Origin of the sequence: Curtobacterium sp. MR_MD2014 (assembly GCF_000772085.1) — a bacterium.
Lineage (GTDB): Bacteria > Actinomycetota > Actinomycetes > Actinomycetales > Microbacteriaceae > Curtobacterium.
In genome coordinates this window covers 440371-457936 of sequence record NZ_CP009755.1, presented here as the reverse complement: position 1 = coordinate 457936, position 17566 = coordinate 440371, and the positions used below count along the sequence as shown (strand labels likewise).

General features: G+C 70.6%; 15 protein-coding genes. 5 read left to right on the top strand and 10 right to left on the bottom strand.

The window, feature by feature from the left end; all coding sequences use genetic code 11:
• Positions 1-44: 44 nt before the first annotated feature.
• The gene (locus tag NI26_RS02265; protein ID WP_066651961.1) at positions 45-1193 is read right to left on the bottom strand and encodes a class I SAM-dependent methyltransferase; all 1149 of its coding nucleotides are present in this window, start codon (positions 1191-1193) and stop codon (positions 45-47) included.
• 145 nt (positions 1194-1338) lie between these two features.
• Between NI26_RS02265 and NI26_RS02260 the strand changes: the two genes are divergently transcribed.
• A complete protein-coding gene (locus NI26_RS02260; protein ID WP_066651959.1) occupies positions 1339-1995 on the top strand; it encodes a GntR family transcriptional regulator in 657 nt (218 codons plus the stop codon).
• A 153-nt stretch (positions 1996-2148) separates the two neighbouring features.
• Here the strand turns inward: NI26_RS02260 and NI26_RS02255 are convergent, their stop codons facing one another.
• The 5 genes from NI26_RS02255 to NI26_RS16400 form a co-directional block, all read right to left on the bottom strand.
• A complete protein-coding gene (locus NI26_RS02255) occupies positions 2149-2559 on the bottom strand; it encodes a heat shock protein transcriptional repressor HspR (protein WP_066657671.1) in 411 nt (136 codons plus the stop codon).
• Between the two features lie 123 nt (positions 2560-2682).
• Complete coding sequence (locus NI26_RS02250; protein WP_066651957.1) at positions 2683-3687, bottom strand: DnaJ C-terminal domain-containing protein; 1005 nt, start codon at positions 3685-3687, stop codon at positions 2683-2685.
• Between the two features lie 23 nt (positions 3688-3710).
• Positions 3711-4400, bottom strand: coding sequence for a nucleotide exchange factor GrpE (locus tag NI26_RS17115; protein ID WP_081984588.1), 690 nt, complete (start codon positions 4398-4400; stop codon positions 3711-3713).
• A gap of 2 nt (positions 4401-4402) precedes the next feature.
• On the bottom strand, positions 4403-6268 hold the full coding sequence (gene dnaK / locus NI26_RS02240; RefSeq protein WP_066651955.1) for a molecular chaperone DnaK: 1866 nt from the start codon (positions 6266-6268) through the stop codon (positions 4403-4405).
• A 1043-nt stretch (positions 6269-7311) separates the two neighbouring features.
• On the bottom strand, positions 7312-7797 hold the full coding sequence (locus NI26_RS16400; protein WP_144411213.1) for a hypothetical protein: 486 nt from the start codon (positions 7795-7797) through the stop codon (positions 7312-7314).
• Between the two features lie 93 nt (positions 7798-7890).
• Between NI26_RS16400 and NI26_RS02220 the strand changes: the two genes are divergently transcribed.
• Positions 7891-10566: an Ig-like domain-containing protein gene (locus tag NI26_RS02220; protein WP_144411212.1), complete on the top strand. Its 2676-nt coding sequence runs from the start codon at positions 7891-7893 to the stop codon at positions 10564-10566.
• A 51-nt stretch (positions 10567-10617) separates the two neighbouring features.
• On the opposite strand, the gene NI26_RS02215 is transcribed toward NI26_RS02220, so the two are convergent.
• The gene (locus tag NI26_RS02215; protein WP_158407725.1) at positions 10618-11451 is read right to left on the bottom strand and encodes a glycosyltransferase; all 834 of its coding nucleotides are present in this window, start codon (positions 11449-11451) and stop codon (positions 10618-10620) included.
• A 21-nt stretch (positions 11452-11472) separates the two neighbouring features.
• Here NI26_RS02215 and NI26_RS02210 point away from each other — a divergent pair, with 21 nt between their 5' ends.
• The gene (locus NI26_RS02210; protein ID WP_081984583.1) at positions 11473-12678 is read left to right on the top strand and encodes an O-antigen ligase family protein; all 1206 of its coding nucleotides are present in this window, start codon (positions 11473-11475) and stop codon (positions 12676-12678) included.
• Between the two features lie 2 nt (positions 12679-12680).
• Complete coding sequence (locus tag NI26_RS02205) at positions 12681-13118, top strand: hypothetical protein (RefSeq protein ID WP_066651939.1); 438 nt, start codon at positions 12681-12683, stop codon at positions 13116-13118.
• A gap of 67 nt (positions 13119-13185) precedes the next feature.
• Here the strand turns inward: NI26_RS02205 and NI26_RS02200 are convergent, their stop codons facing one another.
• The 3 genes from NI26_RS02200 to NI26_RS02190 are packed head-to-tail and all read right to left on the bottom strand — an operon-like array spanning position 13186 to position 16138.
• Positions 13186-14289, bottom strand: coding sequence for an NAD-dependent epimerase/dehydratase family protein (locus NI26_RS02200; protein ID WP_066651937.1), 1104 nt, complete (start codon positions 14287-14289; stop codon positions 13186-13188).
• Positions 14286-15428 carry a glycosyltransferase family 4 protein gene (locus tag NI26_RS02195; RefSeq protein WP_066651935.1) on the bottom strand — a complete coding sequence of 381 codons (1143 nt, stop codon included), beginning with the start codon at positions 15426-15428 and terminating at the stop codon, positions 14286-14288. Before NI26_RS02195 ends, NI26_RS02200 begins: the two co-directional genes overlap by 4 nt.
• Positions 15425-16138, bottom strand: a complete 714-nt coding sequence (locus tag NI26_RS02190; protein WP_158407724.1) for a WecB/TagA/CpsF family glycosyltransferase — start codon at positions 16136-16138, stop codon at positions 15425-15427. The genes NI26_RS02195 and NI26_RS02190 overlap by 4 nt, the downstream gene beginning before the upstream one ends.
• Positions 16139-16234: 96 nt before the next feature.
• On the opposite strand from NI26_RS02190, the gene NI26_RS02185 reads away from it, so the two are divergent.
• Positions 16235-17470: a hypothetical protein gene (locus tag NI26_RS02185; protein ID WP_144411211.1), complete on the top strand. Its 1236-nt coding sequence runs from the start codon at positions 16235-16237 to the stop codon at positions 17468-17470.
• The last annotated feature ends 96 nt before the right edge of the window (positions 17471-17566 follow it).

Below are 17566 nucleotides of genomic sequence, written 5' to 3'. Positions count from 1 at the left end.
GACGGCCCCGTCACCACGGTGACGGGGCCGTCGTCGTCCCCGCCTCAGTCGGCCCGGCGCGAGGCCGTCACCGTGAACTTCGCGGTCCGGACGACCTGTCGGGTCGGTCCGACGAGCCGCTCGAGCATGGGTCGGTACCGCAGGTGCGAGTTCCAGACGCACCACAGTTCACCGCCGGCCTGGAGGATCGTGGCCGCGTTGCGGAACATCGCCTCGGCCGCGTCGGTGCTCACCGTGGTGCCCTCGTGGAAGGGCGGGTTGCAGAGCACGAGCTTCGCAGACCCCTCGTCGAGCTCGTCGCCCGCGTCCGACCGGACGACCGTCACCCGGTCCGCGACGCCGTTCGCCACCGCCGTCGCCCGCGTCGACGCCACGGCGATCGCCGAGACGTCGGTCGCGACCACCTTGACGGCCGGGCGGCGGCGCGCCAGAGCAGTCGCGATGACGCCGTTCCCGCACCCGAGGTCGACGGCGACCCGCGCCGACGGGACGGCGTCGTCCATGACGTCGAGCAGCACCCGGGTGCCCTGGTCGAGCGACGTCCCCGCGAAGACGCCGCCGTGCGCGACGAGCGTCATCCCGAGCTCGTCGACGTGCACGGACCGCGGCCAGGGGTTCGTCGCGTCCGCGCGCACCGCCGTCGCACGGAGCGGGTCCTGCGCGATGAGCAGCCGCGACTTGCCGCGACCCCGTGACGCGGTGACCTCGCCGAAGTACCGGCGCAGGACGTCGTTCTGCGACAGGTTCATGTGCTTCGAGACCCCGCCGCAGAGCAGGACCACGTCGGGCGCCGCCCAGCGGGCGACGGCGCGTGCGAGTTCGTCGAGCCGGTCGTTCGACTTCGACAGCCGGAGGAGCACCAGGCGGACGTCGCGGAAGGCCTGCTCGAGCGTCTCGGTCAGCACGAAGCCGCTCCGGCCGAAGGTGCCGGCGTTCGCCTGCAGCGCCCGCACCCCGACGAGCGAGTCCTGCACGACCCGGACGCCCGACGCGCCGTGCACGGTCATGGCTCCGAGGGTCAGCACCCCGTACCGGTCGTCGACGACGGCGACCTCACCGGGCTGCCGGAGCGCGTCCCCGTGCACGTGCGGTGCCTCGTCGAGCATGAAGCGGTCGGTGCCGTCGATCGCGACGAGGTCGGGCTCGTCCCTGACCGGGGAGCGCCGGAAGTGGTCGGCGAAGTCGAATGGCACGGCCCCAGGGTACTCAGACGACGGTGCGGAGCCGCGCCGGTGCGCACGGCAGCGGTATATCACCGGTGCCGGTGGTATCCCAAGCCCCTACGCTCGGAGGAGACCGTTGCGCGACGAGCAACGGCAGGACGAGCGAGAGGGGCCGATGTTCGCTTCGCCAGACGCCGGCCGGCGTCCCCGCCTGCGGGACCAGGCGCGGGAACGCCTGCGGACCGAGATCATGAGCGGGGCGCTCGCCCCGGGGACCCTGCTCGACGACGAACAGCTCGCGCTCCGGCTCCGGTGCTCCCGGACGCCGGTGCGGGAAGCACTGTCGGACCTCGGGCACCTCGGTCTCGTCGAGTTCCGGCCGAACCGGTACACGCGCGTCACGGTCCCGCGCCGCGACGAACTCATCCCGACGCTGCAGACGCTCGGACTGCTCTTCGGGGGCGTCGTCCGCACCACGATCGGCGACCTCGGGGACCGCGACCGCGCCGCGCTCTTCCGGCGCATCGGGCTCGTGCTCGACTGCATGGCGATGCCCACGTGGCAGTGGGGTTCGGACGCGATCACCCCGGTCTACCGGACCTTCCTCGCGGCGTGCGACAACCCCCTCCTCGTGGCGGCCCTGAGCGGGACCCTCGACGGCCTGACGTACCGCCTGCGGCACGACGACATCCGGAGCGCACTGCCCTGGGAGCACATCCGGAACGGCCTCGTCGCGCTCCGCGTCGCGGTCGACTGCCGCGACGGACGGCTCGCGGAGCGGGCGACCTGGACGGTCCACCTGCTCCCCGACCCCGACCGTGGGCGGTCCTGACGTGTGCGCGTCCTGCATCCGCTCGGTCATCGACACGGCCCGGGCGCACCGTCCCGGTCGCTGCTCCCCCGAGGACGACCGCCCGTCGCTCCCCCGCTGCACCGCTGTCGACGGTGTTCGCCGCGACCTCTTCGGCCCGCCGGTCGACTGACCTCAGCGCTGGGGGCGGTACAGCACGACCGCGGTGTTCCGCTGCGGTCGCATGCCCGCGCGCAGCGGGACTGCAGCGCCGGTGGTTGTCGCCGCGAAGACACGGGCGCCCGGGCGCGCGATGAGCTGATCGGCGAGCGCCCGCTCCAGCTCGCGCACGCGGTCGCGGAGCACCAGGTTCTCGTTCTCGAGGTCGAGCACCCGCCGGATCCCCTCCAGCGACACCCCCTCGGACCCGAGTCGCGCGATCTCGCGCAGCTGCGCGACGTCGCGCATCGAGTAGCGGCGCGAGCCACCGCGGGTGCGGCCCGGCACGACCAGGCCGAGCCGGTCGTACTGCCGCAGCGTCTGCGGGTGCATCTCGGCGAGCTCCGCCGCCACCGCGATCGCGAGGACGGGCGAGTTCTCGTCCATGTCGGTCATGGCTGGTTCCTTTCCGTCGTCCTCGTGGTGCAGAACCAGCCTGGAGGCCCGGTGCGGCTTCCTGACGGAGCCGCGCCGAGCCTCCAGGCCGGTTGTCGTGCTGGTTGCGCAGCGCTAGCTGCGCGCCTTGGCGAGGAGGTCCTCGCGGGGGTCCTCGTCGGGCAGGACGGCGCGGAGGGCCTCGACGGCCTCGCGCTGCTTGTCCGACAGGTGCGACGGCACCGCGACCTGCACGGTGGCGAGCAGGTCACCGGTGCCGCTCTTGGTCGTGACCCCGCGTCCCTTGACGCGCAGGACGCGGCCGGACGGCGTGCCGGGGGCGACCTTGAGCTTGACGGGCTCGCCGCCGAGCGTCGGCACCTGGATCGTCGCGCCGAGCGCCGCCTCGACGAACGTCACGGGGACGTCCACGCGGAGGTGCTGCCCGTCGCGCTCGAAGACCGGGTGCTTGCGGACGGAGACGCTGACGACCAGGTCGCCGGCCTCTCCGCCGTCCGGACTCGGCTCGCCGCGCCCGCGCAGGCGGATCTTCTGCCCGTCAGCGACGCCCGCGGGGATGCGGACGTTCACCGGTCGGCCGTTGCCCTGCGAGAGCTTGACGGTGTCACCGGCGATCGCGGTGGTGAAGTCGAGCGTCGTCGACGCCGTGACGTCGCGGCCCTTGGTCGGACCACCGAAGCCGCGGAAGCCGCCGGACGACTGCCCGAAGCCCTGACCGCCGCCGAACATTCCGCCGAGGATGTCCTCGAAGCCGCCGGCACCACCGCGGGTACCGCCCTGGCCGAAGCGGACACGCTGCCCGCCCTGCTGGCCGAACATCCCGCCGAAGACGTCCTCGAACCCGCCGCCCTGGCCCGGGCCACCCGCGGTGAAGCGGGCGCCCGAACCCATGGCGCGGACCTGGTCGTACTCGGCGCGCTGCTCCTTGTCGGAGAGCACCGAGTAGGCCTCGCTGATCTCCTTGAAGCGGGACTCGGCGGCAGCGTCACCCGGGTTGGAGTCCGGGTGGTACTGCCGTGCGAGCTTCCGGTAGGTCTTCTTCAGCTCAGCGTCGCTCGCCGTCTTGTCGACGCCGAGGACCTTGTAGAAGTCCTTGTCGAACCAGTCCTGACTGGCCATGAATCCCTACCTCCTGCCGTTGCTCAGGCCGGGACCGCGACGGCGACCTTGGCCGCACGGAGCACGCGGTCGCCGAGCTTGTAGCCCGGCTCCACGACGTCCGCCACGGTCTGGTCGGTCGCACCCGGCGTGGGCAGCTGCACGATCGCCTCGTGCACGTTCGGGTCGAAGAGCTCGCCCTTCTCGCCGATCTGCACCAGCTTGAACTTCTCGAAGCCGCCGCGGATCTTCTGCCCGATGACCTGCATGGGGCCCTCGGTCAGGTCGCCGTGGGCCTCGGCGCGGGTCAGGTCGTCCAGGGCCGGCAGCAGGGCGCGGACGACCTCGGCGATGACGGCGTCGCGGTTCGCCTCGCGGTCGCGCTCGACGCGCTTCCGGAAGTTCACCAGCTCGGCCTGCGCGCGGAGCATGTCGGCGCGCATGTCGGCGACGAGGTCACGGTCGGCCTGCGACAGCTTGTCCTCTTCCATGCCGCGGGCCGCGTCGTCGAGCAGGGCCTGGTCCTCCGGGGAGAGGTCGCTGGCCTCGTCGGCACCCGCCTGGTCGCCCGTCGCCTGGTCGGCCTGCGGGCCGCCGGCGGCGGGGCCGTCCGTGGGGATCTCCACGTCCGGCCCCTCCGCCTCGATGAGGTCCTCGGGCTCCTGCGCGTTGGTGGCGTCGCCCTCGACCTGGGGCTCGTCCTCGTTCGGCACGTTGTCCTTGGGGTCCGTCATCGTTACTTCTTGTCCTTGTCGTCCTCGTCGTCCACGACCTCGGCGTCGACGATGTCCTCGTCGTCCTGCTGGGGCTGGTCAGCGGTCGGCTGCTCGCCACCGGCCGCGGCGGCCGCGTCCTGCTGGGCGTAGATGGCCTGGCCGAGCTTGCCCTGCGACTCGTTGAGCTTGTCGAAGGCGGTCTTCACGGCCTCGTCGTCGTCACCCGCGAGGGCCGACTTGAGGGAATCGACGTCAGCCTGCACCTCGGACTTGACGTCCGCGGGGAGCTTGTCGTCGTTCTCCTTGATGAGCTTCTCGATCGAGTAGACGAGCTGCTCGGCCTGGTTGCGACGCTCATTGGCCTCGCGGCGGGCCTTGTCCTCGGCGGCGTGCTCCTCGGCCTCGCGCACCATGCGCTCGATGTCCTCCTTCGGCAGCGACGAGCCGCCGGAGATGACCATCGACTGCTCCTTGCCGGTGCCCTTGTCCTTCGCGGACACGTGCACGATGCCGTTGGCGTCGATGTCGAAGGTGACCTCGACCTGCGGCACGCCGCGGGGAGCCGGGGCGATGCCGGTGAGCTCGAAGGTGCCGAGCGGCTTGTTGTCACGGGTGAACTCGCGCTCGCCTTGGAAGACCTGGATCGCGACCGACGGCTGGTTGTCGTCGGCGGTCGTGAAGGTCTCGCTGCGCTTGGTCGGGATCGCGGTGTTGCGGTCGATGAGCTTCGTCATCAGGCCGCCCTTGGTCTCGATGCCGAGGGACAGCGGCGTGACGTCGATGAGCAGGACGTCCTTGCGCTCGCCCTTCAGGACACCGGCCTGCAGGGCGGCGCCGACGGCGACGACCTCGTCCGGGTTGACGCCCTGGTTCGGCTGCTTGCCGCCGGTCAGGCTCTTGACGACCTCGGCCACGGCGGGCATGCGGGTCGAACCACCGACGAGCACCACGTGCGCGATGTCGTTGACCGAGACACCCGCCTCCTTGATGACGTCGTTGAAGGGCTTCTTCGTGCGGTCGAGCAGGTCGGAGGTCATCTGCTCGAACTGCGCGCGCGAGATGGTCTCGTCGAGGTTCAGCGGGCCCTCGGCGGTCAGCGTCAGGTACGGGAGCTGGATGTTCGCCGACATCTGCGACGAGAGCTCCTTCTTGGCCTGCTCAGCCGCTTCCTTCAGGCGCTGCTTCGCGATCTTGTCCGTGGACAGGTCGACGCCGTGCTCGTCCTTGAACTTCTTGACGAGGTGGTCGACGATGCGCTGGTCCCAGTCGTCACCGCCGAGGCGGTTGTCGCCCGAGGTCGCACGGACCTGGATCGTGGAGAAGTCGTCGTCCTTGCCCACCTCGAGCAGGGAGACGTCGAACGTGCCGCCACCGAGGTCGAAGACCAGGATGAGCTCGTCCTCCTTGCCCTTGTCGAGGCCGTAGGCGAGCGCCGCGGCGGTCGGCTCGTTGATGATGCGGAGGACGTTGAGGCCGGCGATCTCACCGGCGTCCTTCGTGGCCTGGCGCTCGGCGTCGTTGAAGTACGCCGGGACGGTGATGACCGCGTCGGTGACGTCCTCACCGAGGTACTGCTCGGCGTCGCGCTTGAGCTTGCCGAGGGTGCGGGCCGAGATCTCCTGCGGCGTGTAGCTCTTGCCGTCGATGTCGACCTTCCAGTCGGTACCGATGTGGCGCTTCACGGAGGCGATGGTGCGGTCGACGTTGGTGACGGCCTGGCGCTTGGCGGTCTCGCCGACCAGGACCTCGCCGTCCTTCGTGAAGGCGACGATCGACGGCGTGGTGCGGAGCCCCTCGGCGTTCGCGATGACCGTGGGCTCGCCACCCTCGAGCACGCTGACGACCGAGTTGGTGGTTCCGAGGTCGATGCCTACTGCACGTCCCATGTTGTGGTGCTCCTTCGGTTGGGTTCGTGGTCTTGCTGAAGCATACGCGGAGTTGCGTCCGCTGCACTCAAGTTTACTCAGAGCCGGCCGCGCGTCAAGTCCCCGAAGCGGAAGTTGAGTCGAGCGGGGGCAAGTTCGCCGTAGTCATCGCACTCGGCAGAACCTCAGGAACATGGCTGATATTTCTTATGTCCTATGACCAGTGCCCGGCGCTGTCCTGCGCGCGTGGCCTCGATCCGAAAGACATCTCTTCACATGAAGTCATTCCTCCGGAGGGCCGTCGCGACCGGCGTCGCCCTCTCGTCCCTCGCCGTCGGCGTCACCGTCGTCGCGCCTGCACATGCTGCGACGCGCGCAGAGAGCGCGCCTCGTGTCAAGCTCCTCTTCCAAAGCGGTTCGAGCATCGTCACGCCCAGCCAGCGAGCGGCAGGTAACGCAACGGAAACGTTCTACAAGAGCTACGCAAGCCTGCAGCAAGCTCTTGAACAGGCGCCGGCTTTCGACGCCCTGCTCACGGCGAACGGTTATCGGCTGAGAGCGGACGGCGGGTATTGCCTTGGCAGGTTCACGAATACCTCGGCATCCGGTCGGACGCAAACGGTACTTGGCCCACATGTAAACTGCGCGAGCGCACCCAGTTGGCATCTCGAGGACGGTAAACTCGTGAGTGACTCGGGTTTGGTCATCGGTTCGCCCACCAGCAGTTATGCGCCGCCAGTTCCCGGTTACACAAGCTGGACGAATCGATGGCTGAGCTACTCTGGCACAGGACTTGACTTTGTTGGCGACCCGACGCTGATCTCGCTGTCTTCCACGATCTCGTTCCCGGATGTGCCGGTCGCGGCGCCGGGGACGACGACGGGCTGGATCAACGGATCGATCTCGAAGAACACCAAGGGTGAGCTCGAGCTGAAGGCTCCCGCGGGCACGAAGATCGTCGAAGCACGCGGCGAGGGTGTCGGCAACGGCTCGACCATCACAGGGCAGGTCAGCAGCGACGGCCAGAGTGCGCTCTTCAAGGGCGACAACACCTGGGCCGATGACTACCGCAAGATCCAGCTCAAGCTGCGCGTGAACGACGACGCAGCAGCCGACACGACCCTGAACGGCGGCACCGCCACCATCAAGACGGCGGGGACGGACACGGTCGTCGGCGAGGGCTCGTTCTCGGCCAAGACCGGCTCGAAGGTCGCCTTCGACGTCCCCGCGACGCCCGCCGGGCAGACCACCGACTGGATCTCCGGCACGATGTCGTCCTCGGCCTCGCGACAGGGCGACGTCACGCTCCACGCCCCGCCGGCACCAAGTTCGCCGCCGTCCGCGGCGGCGGCGGCAAGGGCAGCTTCGTCAACGGCACCGTCTCGGCGGACGGCACGACCGCGACCATCGAGAAGGACAACACCTTCTCGAACAGCTTCCGCAAGATCCAGTTCAAGCTCCAGATCCTCGACGACCAGAAGGCCGGCGACACCCTCACCGGCGGAACCGCCGACATCATCACGAGCGACACCAAGCAGATCGTCGCCCACGGCACCTTCTCCGCCATCGTCGCCGTCCAGAACGGCGGCGTCACCGCGGCTGCCTCGGACAGCACGGCGCTGGTTCGTGGTGGGACGGTCGACGTGCCGTTCAGCACGGAGGCGACGACCAAGTACACCGAGCTGAAGGCCTCGGTGGAGCTGACCGCGCCGTCCGGCACGACGTTCGCGGCGGGCTCCACGCTCAAGGGGCAGTGGCGCAAGAACAACAGCGAGGCCTGGCGCGACAGCGACTCGCTCGCCCTCAGCGTCACCAAGGTCGACGGCAACAAGCTCACCGGCACCTTCGACAGCTCGTCGTCCTACTTCGTGCAGGAGCAGGGGTACCAGCTCCGGTGGCTGGCTCCGGTGAAGGCCGACGACGAGACGCCGGACGGGGCCGGGGCCCTCGGCTACAAGATCACCGGCTCGACCAACCACGGCGCGGTCGCGATCGACTCGACCTCGCCGGTGAGCACGCCGGTCAGCCGCTCCACGATCACCTTCTCGGACGTGCCGGTCGCGGCACCGGGGACGACGACGGGCTGGATCAACGGATCGATCTCGAAGAACACCAAGGGTGAGCTCGAGCTGAAGGCTCCCGCGGGCACGAAGATCGTCGAAGCACGCGGCGAGGGTGTCGGCAACGGCTCGACCGTCACGGGGCAGGTCAGCAGCGACGGCCAGAGTGCGTTCTTCAAGGGCGACAACACCTGGGCCGACGACTACCGCAAGATCCAGCTCAAGCTGCGCGTGAACGACGACGCAGCAGCCGACACGACCCTGAACGGCGGCACCGCCACCATCAAGACGGCGGGGACGGACACGGTCGTCGGCGAGGGCTCGTTCGCGGCCAAGACCGGCTCGAAGGTCGCCTTCGACGTCCCCGCGACGCCCGCCGGGCAGACCACCGACTGGGTCTCCGGCACGATGTCGTCCTCGGCCTCGCGTCAGGGTGAGGTCACGCTCCACGCCCCTGCCGGGACCAAGTTCGCCGCCGCCCGCGGCGGCGACGGCAAGGGCAGCACCGTCGGCGGCACCGTGTCGGCAGACGGCACGACCGCGACCATCAGCGGCGACAACACCTGGTCGAACTCCTTCCGCAAGATCCAGTTCAAGCTCCAGATCCTCGACGACCAGAAGGCCGGCGACACCCTCACCGGCGGAACCGCCGACGTCATCCCCGCGAAGACCGAGCAGGTCATCGCGCACGGCACCTTCTCCGCCACCGTCGCCGAACCGGTCGTCGAGAACGGCGGCATCGCATCGAAGGCGCTCGGGTTCGACACCGAGGTGCAGGTCGGTGAGCAGCAGGACGTGTTCGCGGGCCTGGAGACCACCGCCGACCTGACGTCGCTCACGGGCACCACGTTCGAGGTCACGGCTCCGGCCGGCACGAAGTTCGTGGACGGGACCGCGAAGGCGGAGAAGTCGACGGACGGCTCCACCTGGCAGGCGGACGCCAAGTCCTCCGCGACCGTGCAGGTCAAGGACGGCGGCGCGAAGGCGACCGTCACGGTGAACACGGCTGCCGGCTGGACGCTTGCCAAGGGTACGAAGACCCGCTGGAGCCTGCCGATCGAAGGCGTGACGCCGGGTACCGGTGACGCGACCTTCACCGTCTCCGGCTCGAGCGACCACGGCGCCTTCACGGCATCCGGGAGCTCCTCGGTGACCGTGACCAAGCCGGCCGGGGTGTCCCGCCCCTTCTCGGTGCAGAGCCCGGAGGACAACAGCGCCACCGCGAACCGCACGCCGTACTTCATGGGCTGGGGTACCGCAGAGTCGACCGTCCGGATCCAGGACGGCGTCGGCGGGCCGGAGATCGGCAGCACCACCGTGGACGACAACGGCTGGTGGGGCAAGGTCAGCACGGCCACCCTGCGTGACGGCGTGCACACCTTCGTGATCACGCAGACGAAGCCCGGCGGCGAGACCGAGACGATCACGCGGACCGTCACCATCGACTCGATCCGCGACCTGACGATCGACTCCCCGGTCGACGGGAGCACGGCCTGGTACCCGAACCCGGCCCTCATCGGCTGGGGCACCCCGGGCGGTCACGTGACGATCACGGACGAGAACGACAACGTCCTCGGCAGCGAGGACATCAACTCCGAGGGCTGGTTCGGCGTGACGAGCGCGAAGGCGCTGGCGAACGGGCAGCACACGCTGACGTTCACCCAGACCGCGAACGGCGCGACGAACACCAAGACGGTCTCGATCACGATCGCGCACAAGCCCTTCCAGATCGACTCTCCTCAGGACGGCGGTTCGAGCTGGTGGCCGAACCCGTCGTACATCGGTTGGGCGACGCCGGGCGCATGGGTCGACGTGTTCGACACCGACGGCACCACCCGTCTGGCGCACGTCCAGGCGAACGACGACGGCTGGTTCGGTGTCGCGAGCGAGAAGGCACTGTCCTACGACACGCACACGCTGCACTTCCGCCAGACGTTCAACGACGCAACGACGGAGACCTCCGTGCAGTACACGATCGCGGCTGACCCGCTGCGCATCGAGGCCCCGACCGACGGTTACACCAACTGGTGGCCGAAGCCGTCCTTCATCGGCTGGGCGACCCCCGGCGCACAGGTCCGGATCACGGACACCGACGGCAGCGAGATCACCACGGTCACCGCGAACGGCGAAGGCTGGTTCGGTGAGATCAGCCCGAAGGACCTGACGGTCGGTGAGCACACGATCACCTTCACGCAGCTGCTCAACAACCGACCGGTCGGTGAGCAGCAGACCCGGACGATCACGATCACCGAGAACTGACGGTCACGACGAGAAGGCCCCCTCCGCACTGCGGAGGGGGCCTTTCCCGTGTCAGCCGCCGTTGCGGCGAGCCATGCGGTCGCGCATCGACGAGGCGGACCAGCGCAGCGCCTCCAGGCCGTGCACCGCCGGACGGGAGGCGCGGTGCAGGTGGTCGACGAACGGTTGCTCCGGGTCACCGGCGCGAGCCACGATCGCGCGGCGGTGCCGCTCGTTGGCCCACCAGTACTGCCACGAGGGGAACCTGCCACCGATCGTGTACTCGAGGACGACGTCGTCGTGCGGGACGTACGCGCCGGGCGTCCAGCCACGCAGGAACAGGTCGAAGTCCTCCGCCACCCGGACCTGCTCGTCGTACCCACCGAGCGCCTCCCACCACGACCGCCGGAACGCGCACGCGGGGTGGTTGACCGCCATCCTGCCTCGGGCGAAGGCCTCGTCGACACCCTGCGGTGTTCCGGGCATCAGCGGCCATGGGCGCGTGCCCCCGGGGTGGACCCCGATCGAACGTCCGAAGACGGCGACCGCGGACGGGTTGCCGTCGAGGGCGGCGACGTGCGCGGCGAGACGCCCGGTGAGCATCCGGTCGTCGGCGTCGAGGGGCACGATGACGGAGCCGCGGGCCGCGGCGATCGCGGCGTTCCGTGCAGCGGATCGCCCGCGGTTCCCGTCCGACGACAGCACCTGGACCTCGGGACCGAACGACCGCGCGACGGCCGCGGTGCTGTCAGTCGACCCGTCGTCGACGACGAGCACCTCGAACGGCTCGTCGACACGTTGCGTCAAGCAGCTGGCGATGGCCCGCTGCAGGGTCGCCTGCGCGTTGTACGCAGCGATGACGATCGAGAGGCGGATCGGATCAGGAGGAACGGGGAGGCAACTCACTCTGATATACTAACATTTGCTATGGGAGACTTGATGGTGGTGCAGCCCGGGCAGGGGATCCGGACCGTCCACACCCTCACGGCGCTCGCGGCCCTGGTGGGCGTGCTCGCCGGCGTGACGTCCGTGCTCCACGTGGGGTCGACCTCGGTGAGCGGGATCCTCACCGCGGGCAGCGCAGCCGCATGCACGGCGCTCGCGCCCATGCTGATCGGGTCTCGATCGCCGGTCGCCGCCCCGGGCCTGCTGTTCCTCGCGCTCGCAGTCGGACGGTTCCTCTTCACCCCTGACGCCGACGGCCTGCAGAACGTCGCCGCCTACACGATCCTCCTCCTGCTGCCCGCCTTCGTCGCCCTCCAGGCGACCCCCGACGTCGCGGATCGTGCCCTGCGGTGGTTCGCTGCCGCTGGCCTGCTCGCCACCGCGCTGTTCGCCGTCCAACAGACCCTCGGGCTGCTGACCGAGGGCATCCGTTCGTACGCGCTCGCCGCGCTGCCCATGCTCGCCGCCGCAGCCGCACTCCGGACCGGGCCGTGGTTGCTCCGGATCGCCCCTGCGGTCATCGTCGTCGGCATCGTCGCGAGCCTCTCCCGGACGGCGTCGGTAGTGGCCTTCCTCGTCCTCGTCGTCCTCGTGACCCGTCGGCCGGTGGGCCACAGGGTCCGCCTCGCGGTCCTCGCCGTCGTCGGTGCCGGCGCGACGCTCGCTGCCGTGTGGACGTGGGTCCCGTCCTACCGCGGCCGGTTCACCTCGGGGGACAACGCGACGCTCGGTGGGGTCGCCATCAACACGTCCGGACGCGCAAAGCTCTGGGACGTCGTGGCCGACCACGCCCGCAGCGCGCCGCTGGTCGGCCACGGTCCGGGGAGCGCCGCGCGGCTCGTCACCGAGACGTTCGTCGGCATCCGGCAGCCGCACAACGACTGGCTCCGACTCCTGCACGACACCGGTTGGATCGGCGTCTGCCTCTTCGCCCTCGCTGCCGTGATGACCCTCGTCCGGATCGGCCGCGCTGCGCACCGCACCGACGACGCCGTGCACTGGGCAGCCCTCGCCGCGTTCCTCGCCCTGCTGGTCACCGCGGTCACGGACAACACCCTGATCTACCCGTTCGCGATCGGTCCGACGGCGGTCCTCATCGGGCTGTCCCTCGGGTCGGACGCGCGACGGGACCTGCCGACGACCATCCCGCTGTCGGCTCCGACCACCCACCACACGAAAGGTCCCTGACCATGACGCTCCACACCTCCGTCCGTCGTACCATCCCGGTCGCCGTCGGCCTCGTCCTCGCGGCCGGCCTCGCTGGCTGCTCGGCACACGGCGACGGGTCCCCCTCGCCCTCGCCGACCCCGTCCACGTCGGTCACGACGGCCGCGGCCGTCACCTGTCCCGACGGCAAGGCCGTGGTGACCGATGACGACGCCGTCGTCCGACTCGACGGCTCCTGCAGCTCGCTCGAGATCCGAGCGTCGAAGACGCAGGTCACCGCGGGGCGCGACCTCGACACGATGACCGTGTCCGGCAAGCTCAACTACGTGCGGGTCGGGGCGGTCGGGGCGGTCTCGTTCGACGAGGACTCCGAGGGCAACCGCATCGTCACGCCGTCGCAGCCCCAGGTCGACGACCAGGGGCGGTCCAACGTCGTCGCCCCGGCGCCCGAGGGGTACTGACCCATCGAGGAGACACGAAGCGGGGCTCGGCTGGTCAGCCGAGCCCCGCTTCGTGTCTCGCAGGACATCACACCAGTGCGGGCAGGTCCTCGCGCAGGCACCGGTCGATCCACGTCTGCAGGTCCGCGACACCGGCATCGACGGACCACCGTGGCGCCCATCCCAGGCGAGCCGCAGCGTCCTCGACGGTGCACGACGCCGCGCGGACGTCGCCGTCCCGGTACGCACCAGTGATGCGCGGGGCCGGAGCGCCGTGGAACGCCGCAATCCGCTGCGCGAGGTCGAGGATCGTGGTCGCCACGCCGGACCCGACGTCGATCGGCGTGCCCTCGACCTCCGGGCCACCCGTGACCGCCGCGGCGAGCGCACCGGCCACGTCCTCGATGTGCACGAAGTCGCGGACGATCGCACCGTCCTCGTAGACCGGGATGGAGTCACCCCGACGCGCGAGCTGCGAGAACAGCGAGACGATGCCCGTGTACGGGTTCGTCAGCGACTGCCCCGGCCCGTACACGTTCTGCAGCCGGAGGACGGCGAGACCCACACCGCGAGCAGCGCACCACGCACCCAGGACGTGCTCCTGAGCGAGCTTCGTCGCGCCGTACACGCTCGTCGGTGCCGGCACGGTCCGTCGTGCGTCCGAGGGCATCGAGGTCGCGCCGGCATGGTCCCACGCCCCGGCCTCGAGCTGTTCGTGAGTCCGCTGCCCGGGGCGGACCACGGCACCGGACACGGTGTCGAGCCAGTCGCCCTCGCCGTAGACGGCGCGGCTGCTCGCGAGCACGATGCGGGACGGCAGGACACCGTGACGACCGAGGGCGTCGAGCATCACGGTCGTCCCACAGACGTTGACGTCGGCGTGACGGGTCGCCTCGTCGAGGGACTGGGCCGTCCCGGTCTCCGCGGCGAGGTGGACCACGACGTCGGGTCGCACCGTCGCGAGCAGCGCGTCCCATGCGTCGGGATCGGTGACGTCCGCGACGACGAGCTCGGCAGCCGGGTCGAGCGCATCCGGGCGTCGGCGTTCGGCGTGCACCTGCGGGTGCAGGGCGTCGACCGCGATCCACCGCGCCGACGTCGGGGCGAGCACGCGGGACAGCGCACAGCCGATGAAGCCCGCTCCGCCGGTCACGAGCACGATGGGTCGGGTGGTGGTGGGTCGGGTGGTCATCTGGTCCTCCTGGGGGTCGTGGAAGTGGTTCGGGGGTGGTCGAAGAGGTCCCGCCATGCCTGGACGTGCGTGTCCGGAGCGTGCCGGGCGGCGTAGGCGTCGAGCGCGCCCCGCCGCAGTCGCGCGGCGAGACCGGGGTCGTCGAGGATCTGCCGGACGTGTGCAGCGAACGCCGCAGTGTCGCCCGGCTCAGCGAGGAACCCCGTCACGCCGTGCTCGACGAGGTCCGCGATGCCGCCGCGGTCGAAGGCGACCACCGGGGTGCCGCAGGCCATGGCCTCGACGATCGTGAGCGGCTGAGCCTCGTCGAGCTCGGAGGTGAAGGCCAGCACGGTCGCTCCGCGGACGGCCTCCCACTTGGCGGCGCCGTACGCCGGCCCGTCGAGGTGGAGGCGGGAGCGGACGGCGGAGCCGACGACGATCGATCGGACCGCATCGGCGGTGGCGTCGTCGGCGACCGGTCCGACCATGCGGAAGTCGACGTCGTGGTCGGCGAGGTCGGCGGCGACGTGCGCGAACGTCTCGGCACCCTTCCCGGGCATCAGGTTCGACAGCCAGAGCACGGTCCGCCGGCCGTGGGCCTGCCGCTCCGCCGCGATGACGGGCGGCACCTCCGCCGGGGTGTTCCGGATGACCCGGACCCGGTCGGCGCGCACGAACGGTCGGACGTCGGCGGTCAGGGTCGGCCCGAGGCAGACCACTGCCTCGGCTGTTCCGAGCAGGCTCCGGACCGCGGCGGCGCCGACCGCACTCCTCGCCGCGATCCTGCGGAAGCCCACCGAGTGGATGCTCAGGACGACGGGGACCCGCACCGCTCGGAGCAGGCGGACGAGGACGACGTCGACGCAGAAGGACGCCGTCCTGGTGGTCGCGAACAGCAGCACGGCGTCGGGGCGTCGACGGATCACCTGTCCCGCGAGTCGAGCGGCGAGACCGACGGCCGCGAGCAGCTTGCGCACACTGGGGGTACCGACCTCGTCGATGCTCCGGCTGAACCTCCGGTCCACCAGACGCAGCGTCCAGCCGTCACGGGCGAGCAGGTCGAGGGTCCGCTTCGTCATGAGCGTCTGGCCGTGCACGGGCGGCGGCACCTGGCTGAGGACGACGAGATCGGGGGCGAGACCGCGCGAGGGCGTCACGAGCGGGTCCGGGACGCGAGCTGCCGGAGCACCGCCCAGAGGAACACCGCGTTGCCCACGAGGTACCGTCGCCACAGGCGTCGGGGTTCGGAGCAGAGGCGGAACAGCCACTCGACACCGAGTCGTGTCGTCCATGCCGGGGCCTCCGGCTTGGTACCCGCGACGAAGTCGAACACCACCCCGACACCGATCGCGAGCACCCCGACCTCCTGCGCCAGACGCCGGGTCTCGGCGTCCTGCAGCGGAGTGCCGAGTCCGACCCACACGATGTCCGGGTCCGCGGCGCGGATGTCGTCGTCCTGCGCGCGTTGCTCCTCGTCGGTCATCGGTCGGAAGTACGACTTGTGCGTCCCGACGATCAGGACTCCGGGGAAGCGTCGCTCGAGTTCGCGGCGCATCGCCTCGAGCACCTCGTCCGTGTTGCCGAGGAGGTAGTGCCGGACACCGCGAGTGCGTCCTCGATCAAGCACGTCCGGGAAGAGCGACGGTCCGCGCACCTGCGACAACCGCGGACCCGGTAGCAGTCGGGATGCCCACGAGAGCGGCTTGCCGTCGGGGTAGACGGCGGCCGACTCGATCAGGATCCGGCGGTACTCAGGGTCGCGTGCGGCGAGCGACATCACGTAGGAGTTCGCCAGGTGCACGTCACCGGGGCGGCCGGCACGCGCCAGCTCGATGAGGTGGCCGACGGCCTGACCGCGGTCGGCCACGACCACAGGGATCCCGGTCAGTGCACGCCTGGGGAGCGCGTCGAATTCAAGAGGGGCGTCTACTGTCATATCAATATCATACGATATACTCACGTGGTGCGACAGTTCCGATGGCCTCTCCTCGCGCAGGTGCTCCTGAGCATGGGTCAGGTGACCCTGACGCTGATCGGCACGACGGCCCTGGCGCCGGAGCGATGGGGCGCACTCGCCCTGGTCCTCTCGGTGCACTACGTCGCGCTCGCCACCCTCGCCGGGGTCTCGCAGCCGGTGCTGACGTGGTGCGCAGGAGACCCTGCCGCCGCCGACGCACACCGCGCCGCCGGCCTCCGCCTCCAGCTCGCCGCAGCGCTGCCGGCGGCGCTCACCGTCAGCGCCGTCGCACAGCGGCTCGCGCTGGGGTGGAGTGCCGCGGCGCTCGCGGTGGCACTGCTCGGTGCCGCAGCATGGAACGCCGCCAGGACCACCGAGCTCGCCAGCGGGCGGTTCCGCCGCGCCGCCGCCGGGGACGCCGCCCACCTCGCCGTCCTCGCGCTCGGTGCCACTGCCCTCGCGTTCGGCCCCTCGATCGGCGAGCGCACGAGGATCGTCGTCGTGACGGGCTCCCTCGCGGTCGCGACGTGGTCTGCGGCCGCGACCCTCCTGCTCCGTCACGCACCCGGGACGCACGTCGCGGTACGTACGTACCTCCGGACCGCCGGCCGGGACATCCCGTGGATGATGCTCGACGGGTTCCTGGTCGGCTGCGTCACCGCAGCCGTGGTCACGATGGTCGGGTGGACGAGCGGGCTCGTCGAAGCCGGTGCGGTGCGGACCAGCACGACCCTCGTCGCCGGCCCGCTGCAGATGGCCCTGGTCGCCGTGTCGCCGCTGCTCGTGGCCCGTTTCCGACGCGAGGCGGACCAGGCGCGGGCCGGGAACCGTTCGGACAGGAGGATCGACGCACTCCGTTCGCTCGGTTCGGTCACTGCGGCTGCGGCTGCGATCGCCGTGGTCGCCGGGACGGCCGCAGCGGTGGCACTCCCCCTCCTGACGACCCCGGGTGCGTTGCTCGCCGACCTCCGCTTGGCGCCGGCTCCGGCCGTGCTGCTCCTCGCGGTGGCGCTCTGGCTGGCGTCGACGACGACTGCGTTCATGCGCTACCGCCGGTCGTGGCGCGAGCTCATGGCCCTGCGGCTGGTCACGCTCGGAGCCTCGCTCGGCGTGCTCGTGCTCACCCTCACCGTCCTCGGCACCCCGGTCCCGGCCGCGATCGCCTCGACGGCCGTGCCCTGGCTGGTCCTCCCGTGGCTCCACGCCGTCCTGCGGTGGCGTCCCGTCGCCCCGACCGCGTGACACGTTCGCGCTCGCCCCGGTGACGCACCGGAGACGAAGACGATCACGCAGGGGAGGTCACGACGATGGAGGGCGGCACCGACCGGTACCGCCCTC